The sequence below is a fragment of the Enterococcus sp. DIV1726a genome (genome assembly GCF_051710985.1).
GTDB classification, from domain to species: domain Bacteria; phylum Bacillota; class Bacilli; order Lactobacillales; family Enterococcaceae; genus Enterococcus_B; species Enterococcus_B hirae.
Map to the genome: position 1 here is coordinate 2,620,001 of NZ_JBIOLS010000001.1, position 24,624 is coordinate 2,644,624.

The 24,624-nt window shown below is 39.3% G+C and carries 17 protein-coding genes, 1 tRNA gene and 2 rRNA genes (1 of these 20 running past the window's edge); 4 read left to right on the plus strand and 16 right to left on the minus strand.

All coding sequences use genetic code 11. The features are described from left to right. The 15 genes from IGJ27_RS11915 to pth form a co-directional block, all read right to left on the minus strand. Positions 1 to 518 (minus strand): 23S ribosomal RNA (locus tag IGJ27_RS11915) (it extends 2,396 nt beyond the left edge of the window). Between the two features lie 179 nt (positions 519 to 697). Further along, a tRNA-Ala gene (locus IGJ27_RS11920) sits at positions 698 to 770 on the minus strand. A 78-nt stretch (positions 771 to 848) separates the two neighbouring features. After that, a 16S ribosomal RNA gene (locus tag IGJ27_RS11925) occupies positions 849 to 2,408 on the minus strand. Together the 16S and 23S rRNA genes with 1 tRNA gene alongside form the textbook arrangement of a ribosomal RNA operon. An 884-nt stretch (positions 2,409 to 3,292) precedes the next feature. Next, positions 3,293 to 4,789 (minus strand): lysine--tRNA ligase, encoded by a 1,497-nt coding sequence (gene lysS / locus IGJ27_RS11930; protein WP_010720573.1) that lies wholly within the window; start codon positions 4,787 to 4,789, stop codon positions 3,293 to 3,295. 118 nt (positions 4,790 to 4,907) lie between these two features. Beyond that, positions 4,908 to 5,903, minus strand: coding sequence for a tRNA dihydrouridine synthase DusB (dusB, locus tag IGJ27_RS11935; protein WP_034700012.1), 996 nt, complete (start codon positions 5,901 to 5,903; stop codon positions 4,908 to 4,910). Further along, positions 5,904 to 6,791 (minus strand): Hsp33 family molecular chaperone HslO, encoded by an 888-nt coding sequence (gene hslO, locus IGJ27_RS11940; RefSeq protein ID WP_010720575.1) that lies wholly within the window; start codon positions 6,789 to 6,791, stop codon positions 5,904 to 5,906. It lies immediately after the preceding gene. A 175-nt stretch (positions 6,792 to 6,966) separates the two neighbouring features. Next, a complete protein-coding gene (gene ftsH / locus IGJ27_RS11945) occupies positions 6,967 to 9,078 on the minus strand; it encodes an ATP-dependent zinc metalloprotease FtsH (RefSeq protein WP_010720576.1) in 2,112 nt (703 codons plus the stop codon). 90 nt (positions 9,079 to 9,168) lie between these two features. Continuing rightward, positions 9,169 to 9,714 (minus strand): hypoxanthine phosphoribosyltransferase, encoded by a 546-nt coding sequence (gene hpt / locus IGJ27_RS11950; RefSeq protein WP_010737292.1) that lies wholly within the window; start codon positions 9,712 to 9,714, stop codon positions 9,169 to 9,171. Continuing rightward, a complete protein-coding gene (tilS, locus tag IGJ27_RS11955; RefSeq protein WP_178306324.1) occupies positions 9,714 to 11,156 on the minus strand; it encodes a tRNA lysidine(34) synthetase TilS in 1,443 nt (480 codons plus the stop codon). The genes hpt and tilS overlap by 1 nt, the downstream gene beginning before the upstream one ends. Before the next feature lie 110 nt (positions 11,157 to 11,266). Next, a complete protein-coding gene (locus IGJ27_RS11960; protein ID WP_010720579.1) occupies positions 11,267 to 11,749 on the minus strand; it encodes a S1 domain-containing RNA-binding protein in 483 nt (160 codons plus the stop codon). Between the two features lie 44 nt (positions 11,750 to 11,793). Further along, complete coding sequence (locus IGJ27_RS11965; RefSeq protein ID WP_010737290.1) at positions 11,794 to 12,207, minus strand: FtsB family cell division protein; 414 nt, start codon at positions 12,205 to 12,207, stop codon at positions 11,794 to 11,796. Positions 12,208 to 12,269: 62 nt separating this feature from the next. Further along, positions 12,270 to 12,545: an RNA-binding S4 domain-containing protein gene (locus tag IGJ27_RS11970; RefSeq protein ID WP_010720581.1), complete on the minus strand. Its 276-nt coding sequence runs from the start codon at positions 12,543 to 12,545 to the stop codon at positions 12,270 to 12,272. Next, entirely contained in the window at positions 12,545 to 14,155 is a 1,611-nt protein-coding gene (locus tag IGJ27_RS11975) for a putative polysaccharide biosynthesis protein (RefSeq protein WP_010737289.1), read from the minus strand. Before IGJ27_RS11975 ends, IGJ27_RS11970 begins: the two co-directional genes overlap by 1 nt. Before the next feature lie 15 nt (positions 14,156 to 14,170). Further along, entirely contained in the window at positions 14,171 to 17,692 is a 3,522-nt protein-coding gene (gene mfd, locus IGJ27_RS11980; protein WP_178306323.1) for a transcription-repair coupling factor, read from the minus strand. Between the two features lie 15 nt (positions 17,693 to 17,707). Beyond that, the gene (pth, locus tag IGJ27_RS11985) at positions 17,708 to 18,268 is read right to left on the minus strand and encodes an aminoacyl-tRNA hydrolase (protein ID WP_178306322.1); all 561 of its coding nucleotides are present in this window, start codon (positions 18,266 to 18,268) and stop codon (positions 17,708 to 17,710) included. A 354-nt stretch (positions 18,269 to 18,622) separates the two neighbouring features. Here pth and IGJ27_RS11990 point away from each other — a divergent pair, with 354 nt between their 5' ends. The 3 genes from IGJ27_RS11990 (at position 18,623) to IGJ27_RS12000 (ending at position 21,729) form a co-directional block, all read left to right on the plus strand. Continuing rightward, positions 18,623 to 19,597, plus strand: a complete 975-nt coding sequence (locus IGJ27_RS11990; RefSeq protein ID WP_005875171.1) for an L-lactate dehydrogenase — start codon at positions 18,623 to 18,625, stop codon at positions 19,595 to 19,597. Between the two features lie 170 nt (positions 19,598 to 19,767). Further along, positions 19,768 to 21,174, plus strand: a complete 1,407-nt coding sequence (locus tag IGJ27_RS11995; protein WP_178306321.1) for a L,D-transpeptidase family protein — start codon at positions 19,768 to 19,770, stop codon at positions 21,172 to 21,174. A gap of 111 nt (positions 21,175 to 21,285) precedes the next feature. After that, positions 21,286 to 21,729 (plus strand): hypothetical protein, encoded by a 444-nt coding sequence (locus IGJ27_RS12000; protein WP_063627632.1) that lies wholly within the window; start codon positions 21,286 to 21,288, stop codon positions 21,727 to 21,729. A gap of 238 nt (positions 21,730 to 21,967) precedes the next feature. Here IGJ27_RS12000 and IGJ27_RS12005 read toward each other — a convergent pair whose 3' ends face one another. Continuing rightward, on the minus strand, positions 21,968 to 22,474 hold the full coding sequence (locus tag IGJ27_RS12005; protein ID WP_010720587.1) for a VanZ family protein: 507 nt from the start codon (positions 22,472 to 22,474) through the stop codon (positions 21,968 to 21,970). Between the two features lie 118 nt (positions 22,475 to 22,592). Here IGJ27_RS12005 and IGJ27_RS12010 point away from each other — a divergent pair, with 118 nt between their 5' ends. Beyond that, positions 22,593 to 24,395, plus strand: a complete 1,803-nt coding sequence (locus tag IGJ27_RS12010) for a M3 family oligoendopeptidase (protein ID WP_178306320.1) — start codon at positions 22,593 to 22,595, stop codon at positions 24,393 to 24,395. Positions 24,396 to 24,624: the final 229 nt, after the last annotated feature.

The window sequence follows — 24,624 nt, forward strand, 5'->3', positions numbered from 1 at the left end:
TTTCACCTTTCCCTCACGGTACTGGTTCACTATCGGTCACTAGGGAGTATTTAGCCTTGGGAGATGGTCCTCCCGGATTCCGACGGAATTCCTCGTGTTCCGCCGTACTCAGGATCCTCCTAGGTGCCTTCCAAATTTCATCTACGGGGTTTTTACCCTCTTTGACTGACTTTTCCAAGTCATTCGACTATCTGAAAGAACTACCATATCGGAGTCCTACAACCCCAATGAGCAAGCTCATTGGTTTGGGCTTTTCCCGTTTCGCTCGCCGCTACTCAGGGAATCGAATTTTCTTTCTCTTCCTGCAGGTACTTAGATGTTTCAGTTCTCTGCGTCTACCTCGAATGCGCTATGTATTCACGCAAACGTAACATCCTATAAAAGATGCTGGGTTCCCCCATTCGGAAATCTCTGGATCATAGCTTACGTACAGCTCCCCAAAGCATATCGGTGTTAGTCCCGTCCTTCATCGGCTCCTAGTGCCAAGGCATCCACCGTGCGCCCTTATTCACTTAACCTTATCAACCTTGCGGTTGGGTTTTGATCTTTCTTCTAGCGATAGAAGTCCGATCAAGAAAATAAGCAATTGAACTTATTAAAAAACTCATTCAACGCGGTGTTCTCGGTTTGTATTACTAATTTACTTCAAATATCCAGTTTTCAATGAACAAAATGTTTTAACAACTAATGTTGTTAATGGAGCCTAGCGGGATCGAACCGCTGACCTCCTGCGTGCAAAGCAGGCGCTCTCCCAGCTGAGCTAAGGCCCCGATTTATTTTTGAGAGTAGACCTCTCAAAACTGAACAAAGTAAAAAACAAACAGTGTAGTCTCCGTAATATTCCTTAGAAAGGAGGTGATCCAGCCGCACCTTCCGATACGGCTACCTTGTTACGACTTCACCCCAATCATCTATCCCACCTTAGGCGGCTGGCTCCAAAAGGTTACCTCACCGACTTCGGGTGTTACAAACTCTCGTGGTGTGACGGGCGGTGTGTACAAGGCCCGGGAACGTATTCACCGCGGCGTGCTGATCCGCGATTACTAGCGATTCCGGCTTCATGTAGGCGAGTTGCAGCCTACAATCCGAACTGAGAGAAGCTTTAAGAGATTAGCTTAGCCTCGCGACTTTGCGACTCGTTGTACTTCCCATTGTAGCACGTGTGTAGCCCAGGTCATAAGGGGCATGATGATTTGACGTCATCCCCACCTTCCTCCGGTTTGTCACCGGCAGTCTTGCTAGAGTGCCCAACTAAATGATGGCAACTAACAATAAGGGTTGCGCTCGTTGCGGGACTTAACCCAACATCTCACGACACGAGCTGACGACAACCATGCACCACCTGTCACTTTGCCCCCGAAGGGGAAGCTCTATCTCTAGAGTGGTCAAAGGATGTCAAGACCTGGTAAGGTTCTTCGCGTTGCTTCGAATTAAACCACATGCTCCACCGCTTGTGCGGGCCCCCGTCAATTCCTTTGAGTTTCAACCTTGCGGTCGTACTCCCCAGGCGGAGTGCTTAATGCGTTAGCTGCAGCACTGAAGGGCGGAAACCCTCCAACACTTAGCACTCATCGTTTACGGCGTGGACTACCAGGGTATCTAATCCTGTTTGCTCCCCACGCTTTCGAGCCTCAGCGTCAGTTACAGACCAGAGAGCCGCCTTCGCCACTGGTGTTCCTCCATATATCTACGCATTTCACCGCTACACATGGAATTCCACTCTCCTCTTCTGCACTCAAGTCTCCCAGTTTCCAATGACCCTCCCCGGTTGAGCCGGGGGCTTTCACATCAGACTTAAGAAACCGCCTGCGCTCGCTTTACGCCCAATAAATCCGGACAACGCTTGCCACCTACGTATTACCGCGGCTGCTGGCACGTAGTTAGCCGTGGCTTTCTGGTTAGATACCGTCAAGGGATGAACAGTTACTCTCATCCTTGTTCTTCTCTAACAACAGAGTTTTACGATCCGAAAACCTTCTTCACTCACGCGGCGTTGCTCGGTCAGACTTTCGTCCATTGCCGAAGATTCCCTACTGCTGCCTCCCGTAGGAGTTTGGGCCGTGTCTCAGTCCCAATGTGGCCGATCACCCTCTCAGGTCGGCTATGCATCGTCGCCTTGGTGAGCCGTTACCTCACCAACTAGCTAATGCACCGCGGGTCCATCCATCAGCGACACCCGAAAGCGCCTTTCAAATCAAAACCATGCGGTTTCGATTGTTATACGGTATTAGCACCTGTTTCCAAGTGTTATCCCCTTCTGATGGGCAGGTTACCCACGTGTTACTCACCCGTTCGCCACTCCTCTTTTTCCGGTGGAGCAAGCTCCGGTGGAAAAAGAAGCGTTCGACTTGCATGTATTAGGCACGCCGCCAGCGTTCGTCCTGAGCCAGGATCAAACTCTCATAAAAAGTTCGAACAATCTTACGATTGTTAAGCTCAATTGTTTGCTAGCATATTGCTTGCTTGTTAAAAATGTTTGTTGTCTTGAATCAATCAAGACGCCCTACACATTTGGTTTGTCTTTGCTTTGTTCAGTTTTCAAAGGTCTACTTGATTAAAAGCTAATCAGTTGAGATTGCCGTAGCAACTTTTATATCATATCAGAGCGACGTTTATTTGTCAACTCTTTTTTAAAAGTTTTTTTAACTTCATTTTTCAGAAGTGTTTCAGCAACTCATTTATCATAACTCATCGTTTGTTATTTGTCAACAACTTTTTTGAAGTTATTTTCGATAGAATCAAGCTTCGTAAGCTATTGTTTTTTAACGACTCAGTTATCTTATCATGTAATCTCTCACACGTCAAGAACTTTTTGAAGTTATTTTTTATTTTTGTCAGAAGTTATTTAGTGATAACTTTTGAACAAATAATAATATACCAACTAAACCTTTAACGGTCAACGAATTTTTTGTATTTTTTCAAGTTTTTTTCATTGGACGATCATTTCTGTAATTTTAAAAATAATCATTCGTATTTTAATAGTTTTCCTGCGATATTACTCATCTCTTATTCTTTAATATTCGTTATAAATAAGAAGATAGTTTAATCAATCCACTCAAATACAAGCAAGCAATTCCTTTATCTATGCCTCCACATAATAAATTTCTCGATTATCCTCGCCTTGCATTTTTTTACCGTACCTCATTATTTCAAAAAAGAAACTGACAAAAAGTGGTGTAAGTTTTACGCTATCTACTAGAAATAGAGTGATCCTTTGACTTCTCTCTTTTACTAGATTATAAAAAAAGAAGCCAACAGTTCTTGGCTTCTTTTTTATTCATATTCACCATATCTAACGCATCGTTGGGAATAGTAAAACATCACGGATCGACTGTGCATCCGTCAATAACATAACTAAACGGTCAATTCCGATACCTAGACCGCCAGTTGGTGGCATACCATATTCTAAAGCTTCCAAGAAGTCTTCATCGACACCGTGTGCTTCATCGTTTCCTAGCTCACGTTCTTTTTCTTGGGCTTCAAAACGTTCTCTTTGATCAATTGGATCATTTAATTCGGTAAAGGCATTCGCAAATTCCCGACCAACGATAAACAATTCAAAACGATCGGTAAAGCGTGGATCTTCTGGATTCTTTTTCGCCAATGGAGATACTTCTACTGGATGTCCGTAAACAAAAGTTGGTTGTGTCAATGTTTCTTCCACAAAAGTTTCAAAGAACTCATTGATGACATGTCCTACGCCCATTGCTTCGGTCACTTCTACGTGATGCTCTTCAGCAAGTGCTAATGCTTCTTCTAATGTCATTTCTTTCCAGAAATCGACACCTGTTTGCTCTTTGATCGCATCTACCATATGGATACGTTTAAAGTCACTTTCCAAATCAACTGCTTGGCCATCATAAGTGATTTCTGCTGTACCAAGAACTTTTTGGGCTGCATTACGAATGATTCCTTCAGTCAAGTTCATGACATCCTGGAAATCTGTATAAGCGGTGTAAGCTTCTAACATCGTAAATTCTGGATTATGAGTTGTATCGATTCCTTCATTACGGAAAACGCGACCGATTTCGTAAACTTTTTCCATTCCACCCACAATTAGGCGTTTTAAATGAAGTTCTAACGCAATACGTAAGTATAAATCAATATCTAGTGCGTTATGGTGTGTAATAAATGGACGAGCTGCAGCACCACCGGCTTCATTGTGTAAGACTGGTGTTTCTACTTCAATATAGCCATTACCATCTAAGTAACGACGGATTTCGCTAATAATTTGGCTACGTTTCATGAAGCGATCAAAACTTTCACGGTTACTGATCAAATCAAGATAACGTTGACGATAACGTTGTTCGATATTAGTCAATCCATGGTATTTATCTGGTAGCGGACGTAAAGCTTTTGATAAAATAGTGATTTCTGATGCCTTGATTGAAACTTCGCCAGTATCAGTCTTCATGATTTCACCTGTTACGCCAAAGAAGTCGCCTAAATCAGCATGTTTGAATACATCATAGGCTTCATCACCTACTTGATCTTTACGTACATAAATTTGGATTTGGCCTTCACGATCTTGTAAGTGAGCAAATCCAGCTTTTCCTTTACCACGACGAGTGATCATTCGACCGGCTACACTTGCAGTTAGCCCCATCTCTGCTAATTCTTCTTTTGTTCTTGGATCAAACAATTCATGTAATTCTTCTGAATTGTGCGTACGTTCAAATCGTTTACCAAAAGGATCAATCCCATTTTCTCTTAATTGCTCCATTTTTTGACGGCGAACAAGCATTTGATCGTTTAAATCTTCTACTTGATGTTGTTGTTCCTGTGTCACAAAAGTTCCTCCATTCTCATGTTATTCTCTTTCCTATAATGCCAATGAAACACAAAAAAAGCAAGCCGAACTTAAAGTTCGACTTGAAAATTCACGAAAAACTTAGAAAATCACTGGATTATTTCACAGATACTTTTTCTGTTTTCTCTAAAAAGCGGTCAAGCAGTTCATTGATTTCTACTTGTTTTTCTGCTTGATTGATTGCAACTTTTACTTTTGCTGCTCGAGAGATTCCTTTTAAATAATAGGAAGCATGTGTCCGAAATTCTCGGCACGCAACAACCTCTCCTTTTAAATCGACTAAACGTTTCAAATGTAATTTAGCGGTCTCGATTTTTTCTCTTGGTGTTGGTTCAGGGATTAACTCCCCGGTTTCTAAGTAATGCTGGGTGCGATGGATCATCCAAGGATTGCCTAACGCTGCACGCCCGATCATTACACCATCCGCTCCTACGTATTCTAACATTCTTTTAGCATCTTCCGGAGTTTTGACATCTCCATTGCCCATAAATGGGATCTTGAGCTGACTTTTAACTTCTTTCAATACTTCCCAGTTTGCTTTACCTTCATACATTTGTACTCTCGTACGTCCGTGCATGGCGATTGCACTGGCGCCAGCTGCTTCAGCCGCTAAAGCATTTTGCACAGCAAAGACATGTTGTTCATCCCAACCGATTCTCATTTTCACAGTAACTGGTACATCAACGGCAGAAGAGACAGCTTGCACCATCTCATAAACTTTATCTGGATCCAATAACCATTTAGCGCCTGCTTCTGCTTTGATGATTTTGTTCACTGGGCAACCCATATTGATATCAATGATGTCAGCCGCTGTATTTTCTTGAACGAATTGGGCAGCCTCGACCAAAGTATCTTTGTTTCCACCAAAAATTTGCAAGCTTAGTGGATGTTCTGTTTCTTCGATATGCAGCATCTCTAATGTTTTCTTGTTTCTAAAATGGATTCCTTGGTCACTGATCATCTCACAGACGACTAATCCAGCACCGAACTCTTTGACGGTCACACGAAACGCTGAATTAGTGATTCCAGCCATCGGTGCGACAACTACTCGATTGGGAATTTCAACATGTCCGATTTTCCATGTATGTTCCACTTATTTTCCTCCCAGCGCTTCTGCTTTTAGCTCGGATAATTCTGCTTCACTGTATTCATACTTGTTGTTGCAGAATGAACAAACGGCTTCTGCTCCGTGATCTTCATCAATCATCGCTTGGATTTCTTCTGCCCCTAAAGCAATAATTGCTTCCCCAAATTTTTCTTTTGAGCAATCACATTTGAATTGTACCGGCATTTTCTCTAAAATATTCAACTCACTAGTTCCTAGTAAACCTTCAAGAATTTTTTCAGGTGTTAATCCTTCGTCTAATAAAGTAGAAATACGTGGTGTCGTTTTTAATTGTTCTTCGATTTTACTGATAGTTTCTTCATCTGCACCAGGCATGATTTGGATCATAAATCCACCAGCTGTTTTGATACTGTCATCCGTGTTAACTAAAACGCTCAATCCAACTGCTGAAGGAATCTGTTCTGAGATTGCAAGATAATAGGTAAAGTCTTCCGCAATTTCTCCAGAAACAATAGGTGTTTGTCCCGAAAATGGTTCTTTCAAACCGAGGTCTTTAGTAACACTGAACATCCCTTGCGTTCCCACAGCACCACGCACATCAATTTTTCCTGCTTCATTCAAAGGTAGGCTCAAATGAGGGTTTTGGATATAGCCTTTGACTTCTCCTTTGCCATTCGCATCTACCACAATCCCATTAGCCGGACCATTCCCTTGAATCCGCACAGTTAACTTGTCTTCGCCTTTTAGCGTCGAACCTAGTAAAAGTCCGCCAACAAGCGTACGACCTAATGCAGCCGATGATGTATGCCAAGTGTCGTGTCGTTTTTGGGCTTCTGCAACAGTGTTTGTTGCTTGAACTGCATAAGCACGTACATAGCCATCATAGGCCAGTGCCTTGATCAAATAATCTTCCATTTATTTATGTACCTCTTTTCCGATTTTTAAATTCATAGTGAATCATACTAGTTACGCTGATAATTTTCAACTTATGAATGTTATCTTTTCTTTTATTTGCCTATTCTATAATAAAAAATAAAACAACTACTAAAAAAGAGCCACGACTTTTGTCGTAGCTCTCATTTTTTAGCGATTATTTCGGTTGATCATCCGAATCATCTGTTGAAGAAGTTTGATGTTCTTCTTCATTTAATTCTTTTTTCTCTTCTTCAAATTCTTTCTTATCGTGCTCAAAATCTTGCTTTTCTTCCGCTTGTTTTTCTGCGTCTTTTTCTTCCAAAGCACGTTTTGCTTCTTCAAAAGTTTGCGCTTCTTTTTCACTAGGATAGTTAGCAGATTCTGAACCTTCAGGCATAACACCTTTTTCAAATAAAGATTTGATTGCTTTCGCATCGAGCGTTTCAAATTCTAACAGTTTTTCAGCGATCAATTTATGTTGTGCTCGATGTGCTTCGATGATCTCATGCGCTTTTTGATGAGCTTCCATCAAAATCTTACGCACTTCTTGGTCAATTTCAAAAGCCACTTGTTCAGAGTAAGCTTTCGTTTGACCATAGTCACGACCAACGAATACTTGATGATTTCCTTCATATTGAACTGGACCTAAACGATCACTCATTCCATATTCAGTTACCATGCTTCGTGCTAAAGCTGTTGCTTGTTCAAAGTCATTAGAAGCCCCAGTTGATTGAACGTTGAAGATGATTTCTTCTGCTGTTCGACCACCAAGTAAACCAACGATTTGTTCAAACATATCTTCTTTTGTCATCAAGAATTGATCTTCTTTTGGTAAGGCGATCATATAACCACCTGCACGTCCACGTGGAATAATGGTTACTTTATGAACCACACGTGCCCGACTCAAGACTAAACCAACGATCGTATGACCTGCTTCGTGATAAGCCACCATTTCTCGTTCTTTTTTGCTGATTACGCGATCTTTCTTAGCTGGACCTGCAATCACGCGATCTTCTGCTTCATCAATATCTGAAGCATCGATTTTCTTCTTGTTACGACGAGCCGCAACTAAAGCTGCTTCGTTTAAGACATTTTCTAAATCTGCCCCAGCAAAACCTGGTGTTTGTTGTGCCACGACTTTCAAATCAACGTCATCTGCCATCGGTTTGTTTCGTGCGTGAACACGTAAGATTGCTTCACGGCCTTTCACATCTGGACGACCAACTAAAATTTGACGGTCAAAACGTCCTGGACGTAAAAGTGCAGGGTCAAGTACATCTGAACGGTTTGTTGCAGCAATGACGATAACACCTTCATTCCCATCAAATCCGTCCATTTCAACTAGCAATTGGTTCAGTGTTTGTTCACGTTCATCATGTCCACCGCCCATGCCTGCGCCACGTTGACGACCAACAGCATCAATTTCATCGATGAAGATGATTGCTGGAGCATTTTTCTTCGCTGTTTCAAATAAGTCACGAACACGACTTGCCCCAACACCCACAAACATTTCTACAAAGTCAGAACCTGAAATAGAGTAAAACGGTACACCCGCTTCTCCAGCTACAGCTTTTGCTAACAATGTTTTACCAGTTCCTGGAGGTCCTTCTAAAAGAACACCAGCTGGGATACGTGCGCCTAACTCAACAAAACGTCGCGGATCTCTTAAGAATTCAACAACTTCAACCAACTCTTGTTTCTCTTCTTCTGCACCAGCGACATCTGAGAAGCGTACACGGTTCGCTTTTTTGTCGGCTTCTTTGGCTTTTGATTTACCAAAGTTCATGACACGGCCACCGCCGCCTCCGCCACCACCTTGTTGCCCCATCATCATATAGAAGAAGAACACAAGGATGATAATTGGTAAGAAGCTTAGCAATAAGGATACCCACACGCCACTGCTTGATTCTTCTTTGACTGTTGTAGCTACGTTATGTTCTTTCGCTAAATCAGTCACTTGGCTAAGTGTGGTATCGTTTGGCAAGATAATCGTTGTAAAGTGTGTCGTTTTTGTATCTGTCGATCCTAAGATAGCAAGTCCACCACTGTTAGAGACGGTTTGCTGTTCTTTATACTCTCCAGAAATTTTATATACACCATTTGCAGGTTGCACTTCAAATTCTTTGATTTTACCTGCTTGTAATTGTTCTGTAAATTTTGTGTACTCGATATCTGACGATCGTTGGCCGTTATTACCAAAGATAAAATATACGACCATAACCATCGCTAAGATTACGAGGACATAATACAAGGCATTTTTCATCATGCCATTGTTTTTTTTGTTCATAGTTGCCCTCCCTATGCGTTATTTTAATTTAGCATTTTTTTTATCAATCCTGACCATTCTATTGTAACACAATTTATAGTAGATACAGCACTAATTTGATTGATAAACGCTAGGCTTCAATACACCGATGTATGGTAAATTACGGTAAGCTTCTGCATAATCTAATCCGTAACCCACTACAAATTCATTAGGAACATTGAATCCAACATAGTCTGCTTCAATATCAACTACTCTACCTTCTGGTTTATCAAGCAATGTGACAATTTTCACTGATTTTGCTTTACGGTATTTAAATAGATCAACCAAATAAGCGAGTGTTCTTCCACTATCGATGATATCTTCAACGATCAGTAAGTCACGGCCTTCAACATTGGTATCTAAATCTTTGACGATTTTGACTTCTCCTGATGAAACCGTTGCATTTCCATAACTTGAAACATCCATAAAGTCTATTTCCAAGTGAGCATCAATCGAACGTATGATATCTGCCATGAATGGAACAGCGCCTTTTAGAACACCAACAACGAGTGGATTATTATGCTTATAAGTTTCTGCCAATTCTTTGCCTAGTTCTTCACAACGAACTTGTATTTCTTCTCTTGTAATCAAAACTTTTTCAATATCCTTTTCTAACATCAGGTTCTCCTTCCAATTGCTTCTTTGTGATATTTGTAAAGAAGTATGTAGTGTATTTTATCAGTTTCTACACCAATACTCAAATAGGAATAGGTAAATGGGACCAAACTATAAATATTTTCATTTTGATCCCTCACGACCCATGCCTCTTTTCTTTGTGAATCAGGTACTTTGTTATCAATCAAATATCTGGATATTTTCTTTTTTAGTTTGCTATTTAGCTGGATACGCTCTCCTGCTTGTCTCTTTCCTACAAACAGTTCTTGATGTGAAGATAGCCAAAGATCATGAGAAAACTCGTCCCAATCATCTGCTTTTCTAGCTTCTTCGGCTGCTTCAGGTGTAAACAAGCCGATCCAGCAGCTTTCATCTAACCTGATGCGTTGATTCAACTCCAACTTATGCGCCTCTGTTCGTTCTTGTATTGTTTTTGAGGGATCAGCTTTCTCTTGGATAAGATAGATTTTTTCATAGCTACGTTGCAGAACCCACCCTCGTTCAAGAGTAATTTTCCATTGGCCTTTTTTCTGTTGACACTGTTGTAAAATCAGTTGGATTTGTTTTTCTTTGATCACGATCGCTGTTTTTTCAAAAAAATGATCAAAGAATGCGTATAAGAAATAATAGCTTTCTTCTTCTGGCATCTCCGCTAATAGTTTCCAAGGAAAATGCACCCGTTCATTTTCTTCTACGACATTTTCCATCAAGACTTTCTTCATGTGTGTTTGAATCAATCGATCTGCCCATTGGATCTGCTGCGAAAAACGTTGAAAATGAACCATTGCTTGTGGATTTTCTTGTTTTAGTTGAGGCAGAACCAAATGACGAAGGCGATTACGTTGAACATCCAACTCTTGATTCGTATGGTCTTCAAAATAAACCAGCTCTCGCTCTGAAGCATATTGATATAATTGCGCCTTACTAAATCCTAGTAACGGACGAATCAATCGACCATTGGAGAAGGGTTGGGCTTCTTTGATTCCAGCATAGGTACTAAGTTGCCCCCCACGCAACAACTTCATTAAAACCGTTTCCATTTGGTCATCCCCATGATGTGCCGTCATTAGGCAGTCATAGCTGCCGCTTTGCATCTGCTTCGCAAACACTTGATAACGAAACTCTCGAGCCGCTGTTTCAATGCCCTTTTTTGTTGGCTTTTCCCAAACTTCCACTTGTAACGGGAGTTGATGTTGTTGACAATACTTCTTTAAATACGCAACTTCATGAACAGATTCTTCTCTTAATTGATGATTGATATGGGTCACTGCCAAAAAGAAACCCCATTTTTTTCGCGCTTCCATCATTAAATCCAGAAGAACCATAGAATCTACTCCCCCAGAAACCGTCAGTAGCGCTCTTGTTTTTTCATTCAAATAACCATTGATTTCACAATTTGTCAAAAAACGTTGTCTAATCTTCCTTGCGTCTTGTACTTCTTCCATCGAATCACTTCCTTGTTCCTTCTCGGCTTCGATCAACCTACCATCAAAGATTCCAATGAAAAAAAGAGCGGACAAAAGTCTGCGACAATTGCCTGCTCTTAAGTTTTTGGTTAGCTGCGACGTCCGCCGCGTCCGCCACGTTTACCTTCTGTATTGCGCTTCAAGGAAGTCAATCGATCATCACTATCCTTTAAAAATGAACTCATTAATGAATCGAAGTCTTCTTTATGGTTATTAGAAGATTGACTGCGAGAAAAAGGTTTTTTCTGTGTTGAACGACCTCGATTATCGCGAGGATCTCTTTGTTGGTATTTTTTTGGACGCTTATCATCATCTGATTCTGTTGATTCCGCTGGTTTTGGTTGTGTTTGACGGATTGATAATCCAATTTTACCATCATCATTAACTGAGATAACTTTAACAGTTACTTCATCACTGACACTTAAAACATCATGAATATCTTTGATATAGCCATTTGAGACTTCACTGATATGAACTAGACCAGTTTTTCCAGCTCCTAAATCAATAAACGCGCCAAAATTTGTAATTCCTGATACTTTCCCTTGCAGTTTTGCTCCTACCTCGATTGACATAAAAAAAATGTTCCTCCTAATTATTAACCTATTTATAATACTGCTTATTTTGCAGTTGTTGAACTAGTTGTTTGGTCTGTGTCATCCGTATTTGATTCTAATACTGGATAAACCTGCTCGCCTTCTTTTGAATAAAAGTATTTGCTTCTCGCAAGTTTCGCCACATAGTCATCATCTTTCAATAATGAGACATCCTGTGTTAGCTGATCCACATCAGCATTGACTTGGCTTAATTCCGTATTTGCTTCAACTTTCAATTCGTTTAATTGATTCATTCTTTGCATATCACGAAAAATTTGAAAACCTAAAATTGCGAAAATGACCAAAGCACCTATAAAAATAACTGCTAATCGACGTCTACGAAAAATCAACTGGCGTTGTTGTTCTTGAAATTCGACATATTTTTTCTTTGCATACTCTGTATCTAAAGCAGCAATTTTGTTGCTTTTTTTTGTCACTTCTCTTCGCTCCAATCTTTTTTGATTGTCGTTTTCATTATACCAATATCATTGAGGGTTGTCTAATCTATTTCGTCAGTGTTTTGCTTGCGAATCTCCGAAATGATCTCATACATTTTTTGAGCATCTTCTTTTTTCGTTGACTCATGTAATTCATTGACTTTTACTTCCATTGTTTTGTTTCCAAATTGGATCTTCAATTGATCGCCTACCTTGACATCACTAGAAGATTTAGCCAATTTTCCGTTGATTTGAATTCTTCCTTTATCTGCCACTTCTTTTGCTACAGAGCGGCGTTTGATAATTCGGGAAATTTTAAGAAATTTATCTAATCGCATTAGGATTCCTCACTTTTATTTTTTATAAGTTTATTAAATCGTAAAATCTTTTTTCCAAACGGTAACATCAACCATTCTCTAACCGTAAATAATTTTGTCCAGATCACAGCATTCACAAAGACGAACGCTCCGATTCCTACACCTGCTAAACTGGCAAAGAATGCAGAAGACCGATGAGCAACCGGGCCAAAAATCATCGTCAGTCCGCCATAATAAATCAGTAAGGCTAAGATCATCCATCCCAAACATTGAAGCAATTTACTTCCAAAGCGACGTTCTTTCCAGAACTGATTGATTTCACTAGTCTCCGTGTGGACAAAATACCATAGAGTGACAGCCAATCCTAGCAAGGTCGACAAACTAGCACCTACTGTCCCTAGATAACCAGTTAGAAACGGGGTTGCCAAAGCTTTGGCTAACAGCCCCCAGCCTGCACCTTTCAAAGAGGGACGAAAAGAATTTTTACTTTGGGCAATACTTTGATAGGTTTGGATGATTGCTGTTAAAGCAATTGCAAAGACGAATAGCACCAACGCTGCATTCCCAGCGTAATCTTTAAATAGCGCATAGTTGATATACGGTAAAAGCATAGCTAGTCCTACAGAAGCAGCTAATGCTAAAGTCGTTGTTAACCGTAAATAGATTTTGGCAGTCTTTAGAAATTGACTATGCACAGCCGTTATCAAGTATTTCGTCAATGCAGGTAAGAAAGTCGCACTTAATGCAGTTGCAATCACTAGTCCTAATTGAACTAACGGTTGCCCACGATCATAGACCCCTTTTGCAATTTTTGCACTTTGTTCAGATAGTCCATAAACTTGAAGCGCATTTTTTACAAAAAATGAGTCGATCAGCTGAAAGAAAATCAGCAGACCACTATAGATTGACACTAAGCCTCCTTCAACTAAAAAACGCCGGATCAATCGTTTGTCAGGTCGTTTCGTGACCGAAAAATGTCGAAAACTTAACGCTCCACCATGGATTTTTTGTTCATAATAGCGCAACACACCATAGGCACAAAGTCCCCCGATGACTGCACCACTCATAGCAGCAGTTCCTGTTTGGTAAACTGACCAGCCAAATAGTCGAAAAGCAAAGGCACTGAAAACGATGATCGCCACTCTCACAAATTGTTCAACGACTTGTGAAACAGCTGTCGGTTCCATCAAAAATCTGCCTTGGAAATTTCCTCGATAAAAAGATAGTCCTGGCATCAGTAAGAAAGTAAATGAAACGATTTGGATCAGCGGTCGTAATTGCTGATCTCCCATCATCCAAGCAATCCAACGGCTAAAGAGAAAAGTAAACAGCCACAGAACAATCCCTGTCCAAAAAACTAATGGATAAAGCCGTTGCAGTGCTTCTTTTCGCTGAATTGGATCTTTTCGTTCAGCGACATATTTTGAAATGAATTGCGGTAAACCAGACAACGCTAAAGTCATGGCAATCCCATAGATTGGGTATACTTGTTGGTATACATAAAATCCTTCATCACCAACTAAGTTTTGGAGCGGAATGCGGTACAGCGCACTTAGGACTTTTGCTATGAAAGAAGCAATCGTCAATATAAATGCGCCATGCATCACGCGACGCATCTCTTTATGGTCCAAAGTATTCGCTCCTTCCTAAGCAGACAGATATTTTTGTTCACGTAAAGCTTTGACAAAACGTTGGATTTCTTGCAACCAAACTGCTTCATCGGTCTTGTTAGGAACCGTTAGTCGAATCACCATTTTTTCTTTTTCTACACCTAAACTTGCTTTTAGTTTTGTTGCAGTCAAAGCTTCAAATAACTGTTCTACAGTATAGCGTTTTGTTCCTGCTTTACTTAGATTAAAGACGATAGTCTGCTGTTGCTTGCGAATTGTTTCAATCAAGGCGCGATCGCCATCCATTTTGATTTGGCCAATCGTTAAGAGATGTGCCACCTCTTCAGGGTATTCCCCAAAACGGTCTAAAAGATCATCTTCTAATTCATCAAGCATTTCTTGTGAATCAAGTTCCCTGATCCGTTTATAAATTTCAATTTTCTGTCTTTGGTCCGAAACATATTCTTCTGGCAAGTAAGCATCGACCCCAAGATCGATTTCAACTGCTGTTTTTTCCACTTGGTTGTTCTTTCCTTGTTTACGTAAAACAGCATCACTTAACATTTGCGAATACATGTCGAATCCGACAGCATCAATAAAGCCGTGCTGCTGCGCACCTAGCAGATTTCCTGCTCCTCGGATCGATAAATCCCGCATAGCGATTTTAAAACCAGAGCCTAGTTCGGTGAAATCTTTAATGGCTTGAAGACGTTTTTCGCTGACTTCATTCAAGATTTTTTGTTGTTCATACATGAAGTAGGCGTACGCCACTCGGTTGCTTCGTCCCACACGACCTCGTAATTGATAAAGAGTCGATAGCCCCATGTAATCAGCATTTTCAACAAAGAGCGTATTCGCATTTGGAATATCGACACCCGTTTCAATGATCGTCGTTGTGACTAACACATCATATTGTCCTTCAATAAAATCAAACAATGTATTTTCTAATTGTGCTTCAGTCATTTGACCATGCGCATAACCGATTCGTGCTTCTGGTACAAGTTCTTGGATTTCTTCCACTTTTTGTTCGATCGTCTCTACTCGATTATAGAGATAGAACACTTGACCGCCACGCCCCATTTCTCGATGGATAGCTTCACGAATCGCTCCAGGATTTTTTTCCATCACGTAAGTTTGAATCGGATAACGATTGGCAGGCGGTGTTTCGATCACTGATAAATCACGAACCCCGAGCATTGACATGTGGAGTGTCCGTGGGATTGGTGTCGCTGTCAACGTCAAGACATCCACTTGGGCACGTAGTTGTTTCAAACGTTCTTTATGTTTTACACCAAAACGCTGTTCTTCGTCAACGATCAATAACCCTAAGTCACTAAATTCAATGTCTTTAGATAAGATACGATGCGTTCCGACTACGATATCGATTTGTCCAGTACGTAATTGTTCAATCGTTTCTTTTTGTTGTTTTTTCGTTCGGAAACGACTCAATAGACCTACATTTACTGGAAATCCTTCAAAACGTTCCAACATCGTTTCATAATGTTGTTGGGCGAGAATGGTCGTAGGAACTAAAAAGGCAACTTGTTTACTTTCCTTGACGGCTTTAAAAGCAGCTCGTAAAGCCACTTCCGTTTTACCGTAGCCAACATCACCAACGAGCAAACGATCCATCGGTTTTTCTTTTTCCATATCTCGTTTGATCTCTGCGGCACTCCGTAATTGGTCATCCGTTTCAGAGTATGGGAAGGCATTTTCAAATTCTTTTTGATACCCATCATCCGGTCCAAACGCATACCCTTTTTCTGATTCTCTGGCAGCATATAGTTTGATCAGATCATCTGCGATATCTTCAATTTTAGACGAAACCTTTCTTTTGGTTTTCGTCCATTCACTACTGCCTAATTTATTGATACGAGGTGCTTTTGATTCAGAAGCAACATATTTTTGGATCAAATTCAGCTGGGTAACCGGAATAAATAATTTATCGTCATTTTGATAAAGGATCGTCATGTAGTCTTGATGGACACCATCCACTTCTAACGTTTCCATCCCAACATATTTACCGATCCCGTGATTTGCGTGAACGACATAGTCGCCTGCTTTTAGTTCATTATAGCTTTTTAAACGTTCCGCATTAGTTACGGTTTGTCGCCGTGTTTGTTTCTTCGTCGTTTTTTGGAAAATTTCTTTTTCCGTAATTGCGACTATTTTCTCTTGAGGAAGTTCGAACCCTGTTTGCAGCGCCCCTTCCACTAGTTGCACTTGTCCTCTGATCAGTTTTTCTTTTTCGGTTTCCACGACTAGGATCTCTTCATCACGTAACATCTGCTCTGCTTTTCTAATCCGTTCTTTCGTAGGAATAAAGATGACTACTGTTTGTTCTTGCTTACGCCATCGGTCCATTTCTGTTTTCAATAATGGCATTTGACCGAAAAATTGTTGCATCGTACGATATTGAAAATTGTGAATCGCTTGAAAACGTAAATTCCCCATACCCTTTTGAAAAAGCGCAAAAAAAGTCGTCACAAATTTTTCTTTTTGAACTAATTTATGCACATCATTGACAAAGACTTGCTCTGAGAAGACACGTAATTCACTAATTTTTTGTGTTTGCCATTCAGCTGCTTCTCTTTCGATCTCCCGATTTGTTTCCATGATTCGTTGATAATCATCCACAATGAATAAACTACTTGTTGGAAAATAATCAAGGATCGTCGTTTCTTCTTGATAAAGAAGATCAGCATAAAGTTTCGCGTCTTCTGTCGGATTTCCTGCTTGCCATTGCGCGATCACTTGTCCAAAATAATCCTGCACGAATTGGCGGTCTGTTTCTTCTGAAATCGTCGCTAGTTTCTTTTCTAACAACTTTTCCAGTCGGTCGATCCCATGAAGTAAATCAGCTTGGTCGTAGACCTGTTCACTTGTCGGTGCGATCCAAATTTCTGTTACTTTTTCGATCGAGCGTTGAGTTTCTACTTCAAAATATCGCATGGAGTCAATCTCTACATCAAATAATTCGATACGTACGGGATGTTCGAGATTGATCGGATAGATATCAATGATGCTGCCACGAATACTATACTCTCCTGTTTTTGCCACCATCTCAACTCGTTCGTAGCCTAATAAAGTCAATAGACGAGGCAGATCGTCAACGGCTATTTCCTCTCCCGTTCGCCAAGTCAATTGGGCTTGTTTCCAAACTTTTGGACTGGGTAATCGTTTATGCAATGCTGCTACTGGTAATAAATAGACCCCTGGTTGTTTTTGTTGCAGGGCATTTAGTGTAGCAACTCGTTCTCTTCTTGCTTCTGGGGAAGAAAAAGCCATTTCCGCAGAAAGAACTTCATCTACTGGAAAAGAATGTATTTGTTCTGCTGGCAAAACATGTTGCAAATCTTCTGCTAGTTGATTCGCATAATACAGATTAGGCATTAATACGACTAAGTTTTTCTTTGTTTTTTTGAACGCTCGAGCAAAGAGAAGAGTTTTGGCTGAACCAGCTAAACCAGTGATCAATTGTCTTGGTGATTTTTCTTCTATCTGGTTGAGCCATTCCTTTACCTGTGGATCTTTACCAATTAATTGAACGATATCCATTTTTTTCCTCCTTCGCTAATTGAATTTGTTCATCGTATCGATAAACGAATGACCATCCAGCATAAACTCGAGTACTGCCACTGACTGATCGATACTTGCTTCAATCAATGGTTGATCTTCTTTACTAAATGGGCTTAGCACGTGTTGAACAACAGTTTTGTTTCCTTCTGGTCGACCAATGCCTACTTTGATACGGTCAAATACATTTGTATTCAAGTGAGAAATGATACTTTTTATTCCATTATGCCCTCCAGCACTCCCTTTTTGGCGCAAGCGGATCTTGCCAGTTACAAGATCTAAATCATCATAAACAACAACTAATTCTTCCGGATAAATACCGAAATAAGTCATTAATGGTCCTACAGCACGACCAGATTCGTTCATAAAAGTTTGCGGCTTCACTAATAAGATTTTTTCTCCTTGATAGAAAAACTCTGCAACTTCCGCTTCAAATGTATTTTTTTTAAACACAGCTTGTTGCTTTTCAGCCATGCGATCAACGACCATAAAGCCGATATTATGTTTGGTTTGTGCATATTTGGTTCCTGGGTTTCCAAGCCCTACGATCATTTTCATTTGTTCTACCACCTAATTGAAAAAAGCAGCACAAAAGGCTGGAGCGCCCTAAAGCAATCCAGTCTTTGACTCATTTTTTCATTTTTTTACTTTCTACTATATAAGTATAACACACAAGTACCTGTTTCAACAAAAAGAGAATGTTTAACAAATGATAAAGAAATTAAAATTTTCTTCAAAGTCTAATAAATTAATAACCTTTTAAAAATAGTGAAATCACGCACATGTAAGCTTTTACATATAATACAACCTTGTTATCTGTTATATTTTATAGCCAAATAGCGTGACAGCGGGCTTGATAAATGTTAGCATAGGCATGGGAAAAAACAAAATCAATGGAAGGATTGATATATAATGACTGCAGCTGCAGAAAAAAAAGATCATCAAAAAGTAATTCTTGTTGGAGATGGCGCCGTAGGTTCTAGCTATGCCTTTGCTCTAGTTACTCAAAACATTGCACAAGAAGTAGGTATCGTAGATATCAACACAGCAAAAACTGAAGGAGATGCTATTGATTTATCACATGCTCTAGCATTTACTTCACCTAAAAAAATCTACTCTGCTACTTATGCAGATGCACATGATGCTGACTTAGTAGTTATCACTGCTGGTGCACCACAAAAACCAGGTGAAACTCGTTTAGACTTAGTAAATAAAAACTTAAAAATCAACCGCGATGTAGTAACACAAATTGTTGAATCAGGATTCAATGGTATTTTCTTAGTTGCTGCTAACCCAGTAGATATTTTAACTTACTCAACTTGGAAATTCTCAGGCTTCCCTAAAGAACGCGTAATCGGTTCAGGTACTTCACTTGACTCAGCTCGCTTCCGTCAAGCACTTGCAGAATTAGTTGATGTTGATGCACGTAACGTCCATGCTTATATCTTAGGTGAACACGGTGACTCAGAATTTCCTGTTTGGTCACATGCTAACGTTGCTGGTTTACAAATTTATGAATGGGTTAAAAACAATCCAGACGTTGATGAAGAAGCAATGGTTAACTTATTCTTTGGTGTACGTGATGCTGCTTACACAATCATTGAAAAGAAAGGCGCTACTTTCTATGGTATCGCTGTAGCCTTAGCACGTATCACTCGTGCCATCTTAGATGATGAAAATGCTGTACTTCCACTATCTGTATTTATGAATGGTGAATACGGCTTGAACGATATCTACATTGGTGCCCCTGCAGTAATCAACCGTCAAGGTATCCAAAAAGTTATCGAAATCCCTCTAAGTGACAGCGAACAAGATCGTATGGCTGCTTCAGCTAAACAATTAAAAGAAATCTTAGATGAAGCTTTTTCTAAATTAGACGCTGAATAATTAGAATAAATTTAACCACTTAATCAAGCAGAATGTCAGCATTCTGCTTGATTTTTTTACTTAACGATCGTTAAATTTTTGCTAAATCATTTGTCCCCTTCGTCTTTTTTCTCAAAATATGCTATGATTAGTTCGTTATACGCTAAACTATCAAATAAGGAGCTGCCCGCATGACAAGATCTTCTCATCATAAAAAATCGAAATCGCTACACATTGGTCTATTAACTACGCTAGGCGTATTTCTCGCATTAATCGGCTTTTACGCTTACCGCAGTACATATTACACCAATCATTTTTTACCTAACACGGAAATTAATTCCATCAATGTAAGTAACCTGACCGTGCAACAGGCAAATGACAAATTAAAAGACACCTTTTCCAATAAAAAGCTGACGATTGAAGAAAATGGGAAAGTTTGGGAAGAGATCGCAAAATCTGAGCTTGGTTATAAAGATGACTTTTCAGCAGATTTATCTCGATTGTTAAACCAACAAAATGCTTGGTCATGGGGCATGAACTATGTTTCCGCTAGTGAAAAACAAGAAATTGATCCACAAGATACTGATCATCAAAAACTAGATGAAACGCTGGCTGCCACGACGAATAAGCTAACCGAATTAAATAAAGATCGGACACAGACACAAGATGCGACGATTGAAAAATCTGGTGACTCTTTCAAAATAAAACCAGAAGTAACTGGCGATACGATTGATGTGACAGCAGCTATCAACGCGCTGAAAACCAGTGTGAAGGATGGCAAAAACAAAATTGATTTAACTAAATTTCAAACAAAACCAAAAGTGACAGCGACCGATAAAAATTTAACAAAACAAGTCGATGAAATGAATGCCATTGCTAATATCAAAGGAACCTATAGTATCAACGGCAATACTTTCCAGATACCTCGTTCTGAAATTGCTAACTGGCTAACTTACACAGATGGTAAAGTTGATTTAGATACAACACAAGTTAAAAACTATGTAACAGGTTTAGGAGAAAAATATAACACAAGTACGAATGACACAAAATTTAAAAGTACAAAACGTGGTGAAGTAACGGTTCCTGTGGGTACCTATAGTTGGTCAATCAAAACTGATGCAGAAACAGAAGCTTTGAAGTCAGCCATTTTAGCAGGTAAAGACTTTACCCGATCACCAATTGTTCAAGGTGCCACAACAGCTGATCATCCTTTAATAGAAGATACCTATATCGAAGTTGATTTAAAAAACCAGCATATGTGGTATTACAAAGATGGTAAAGTTGCGCTAGAAACTGACATCGTGTCTGGAAAACCTAAGACCCCTACTCCAGCTGGTGTTTTCTATGTTTGGAACAAAGAGGAAAATGCTACATTAAAAGGAACGAATGATGATGGAACCCCTTATGCAAGTCCTGTAAACTACTGGATGCCAGTTGACTGGACCGGTGTTGGTATCCATGATTCCGACTGGCAACCTGAATATGGTGGCGATCTTTGGAAAACTCGTGGATCTCATGGATGTGTCAATACGCCGCCAAGTGTCATGAAAGAATTGTTTGGCATGGTAGAAAAAGGTACACCAGTAATCATTTTCTGATAGCTTCAATAAAAAATGAATTCGTAAAAAAACTGGTTTCTCAACAAAGTTTATCTTAAACTTTAGAGAGACCAGTTTTTTTACGTCTATCACTATCAAAGGGGGAATAAAATGGACGATAAGTTACAAGCTAAAAAAACTTATTATCAACAGTTTCTTGATTACACTGAGCAACAGATCTTAGAATTATCCGCCAGTATCGCAGACCAGCAAAAACTACTCGTCAAACCAGAGAATAATGAATTTGAACAAAAGATTTTAGTCAAAAAACTAGCTAGTGACAAGAGAAAAATGCAATCATTTTTAAATGGTGAGGGCCTCCTCCGTTCAATCCTTCAGCAACTGGATAATATTCATACTACGATCGCGAATCAAGATCAAAATAATTCGCTATGGAATAGGTTTTTTCGCTCATCATCCAATGAGTTGGCTAATCACCAGAAATTATTACATACATATGAACTTCTGTTTGAAGAAATAATGAAAGGATTATACAGCGATACACAAAAGGCGTCACCGTATAAAAAACTAGTGCCCAAAGAGAGGTACAGATAATGATTCAAGGATAAAATCAACCACTCCTAAAATAAATTCCAATCCAATCTATCCATAAATAAACAACAGCTGGCTTTGATCCACAAGTTCTATTTTATAGAAAAGAATCACAAGTATACTACGAAATGAAGCCGAAAAATCCTAAAATAGAAAACTATTTTAGGATTTTTCGGCTTCATACTCAATTTTAATTACTTCTATAACTCATTTTTTCATGTACACTAATTGATCCTTCTACCTAAAATTTTTTTCTCACAAAACCAACGATCAAGCATAAGACAATCGCTGTCAATGCCCCCATTGAATCGAGCATGACATCTTGGAAAGACGGTGTTCGATCCCCTGTAAGCATCTGATGAAATTCATCTAACCCAGCATAACCGGTCGCCGATAACCAAGCTAAGACACTTGTTAACCACCAGATTTTCATTTTAGGAAAGACCCCTAAAAACAAACTACCACCTAAAATAAAATAAGACCCAAAATGAGCACCTTTTCGTAAGAAAAATTCAACGAATTTACCATAACCTAAATGATCTACACTCACTACACCATCGCCATAAGTAAAACGAATATTATCAAATACTTGTTTAAACGGATGATTGGGAAACCACTCTTCGATCCTGGAGACTTGGGATTGTTGTCCGTAAGTTTGCGATGAACTGTAAAATAAGAGAGCCATGATAAGTACTGCAATAACTAAATAAAAGTTGCCATTTTTCATTTGTTTTTTTATTGAATTCATAAGTCACCTCTGCCATTTATAATAGCTCTTTTTTTGCGAAACAACAAACTTTTCTTAGAGACTTAAATAAGAAAATAATGCTATACTAATTGTATTATAAATTGAAGGGAGCTTTTTCATGACATATTCACTAAATTGGGATCTTGATTCAATTTTTTCAGGTGGAAGTGATTCCCCAGCCTTAAATGAACGCTTAGAACAATTAGAAAAACAAATCACTACCTATTATCAATCCGTTAATCAATGGGATCATTCAGTCAGTACAAATGACGAACTTACGACACTGATCAAACAACAAGAAACAATTACAGAAGGTTTTTCTCAATGTAATAGTTATATTACGGCTTTGTTATCTGCGAATGTCAAAGATACCCAAGCAAAGCTTTTATCAGGAAAATTATATGCACTATTACCACGTTGGCAATCAGCCGATACGATTTTATCGAAAAAATTTGCAGAAATATCTGACAATAATTGGCAAACATTGCTCCAAACAGATGAATTTTCTTTGATTGCTTTTCGTATGAATGAGATTCGCAGAGACGGTCATCGTTTATTGTCCGAAGCAGAAGAAAACATCATCAATACACTCTCATTAGACGGGCTGAATGCGTGGAGCAGTCATTACGACACAATTGTGGGAACAATCGTGATTCCATTTGAAGAAAATGGCAAGGTAACTGACTTGTCAGCAGGTCAAGCCTTCAATAAAATGATGGGTGATCCAGATCCACTCGTACGTGAAAAGTTATTTATTGCCTGGGAAAAAGCTTGGCAAGAAAAAACGTCTTTACTATCGGACACATTAAATCACTTAGATGGTTTCCGTTTATCAACCTATAAACTACATGGTATGAACGACTATTTACAAAAACCATTAGAATACAATCGTTTGAAAAAAGAAACACTTGATGTGATGTGGGCAACTATCCAAAAAAATAAACAACCGTTAATTGATTACTTAACAAGAAAAGCCAATCTTTTCGGTAAAGAAAAAATGGAGTGGCAAGATCAAGATGCACCAATTATTTTAGGAGATCTAAAGGAAAAGACGTTTACCTTTGACGAAGCTGCCTCTTTTATCATTGAGAATTTCCAAAAATTCAGTCCCAAAATGGCAACCTTTGCACAATCTGCATTTGAAAAAAGTTGGATTGAAGCAGAGGATCGTCCGGGAAAACGACCTGGCGGGTATTGTACTGAGCTGCCAGAAACCCAAGAATCCAGAATTTTTATGACCTATAGTAACTCAGTCAATGAAGTAGCTACGCTAGCCCACGAATTAGGTCATGCCTTTCATAGTAGTGTCATGTGGGATCTGCCAGCATTGAACCGTGATTACGCAATGAATGTTGCAGAAACTGCTAGCACGTTTGCTGAATTGATTGTCGCTGATGCTACCTTAAAAGCAGCCAAAACGAAAGAAGAAAAAATCAATTTATTAGATACTAAATTACAAAATGCTTTGGCCATGTTTATGAATATCCATTCTCGTTTCATTTTCGAAAATCGTTTCTATTCTGCGCGACAAGAAGGACTTGTTTCAGAAGAAGAAATCACTCAAATGATGGTTGAAGCTCAAAAAGAAGGTTATCATGATGCCTTAGCTACTTACCACCCACACTTCTGGGCAGCTAAATTGCATTTCTTTATTGATGATGTTCCTTTTTATAACTTCCCTTACACGTTTGGCTATTTGTTTAGTTTAGGTATTTATGCTTATGCAAACAAAAAAGGGACAAGTTTTGAGCAAGAATACATTGAGTTATTAAGAGATACAGCTTCAATGACAACCGAAGAACTTGCTCAAAAACATTTAGGTGTTGACTTAACGAAACCAGATTTCTGGCAAGCTGGCATCGATATGGTTTTAGAGGATATCAATAGTTTCATGACACTTTCTGAAGAATATGTACATTAATTGATCAAGCTAAATCATTACTAGATAAAATGATCGATTCATAAACAGTAAAAATAGCAGTTTTTTCATTCATTGGAAATCCTATTTTGACTAATAAGTCCAAATGAGCTAGAGAGAATAGTGATTGGTTTATACCAACCTTCTTCACTCTAGCTCATTTATTTTGGTCGCTTCGTCTCTCATTCCAAACATCCATGATCATTTTTTGTGAAAATCACCAACGTCTTCT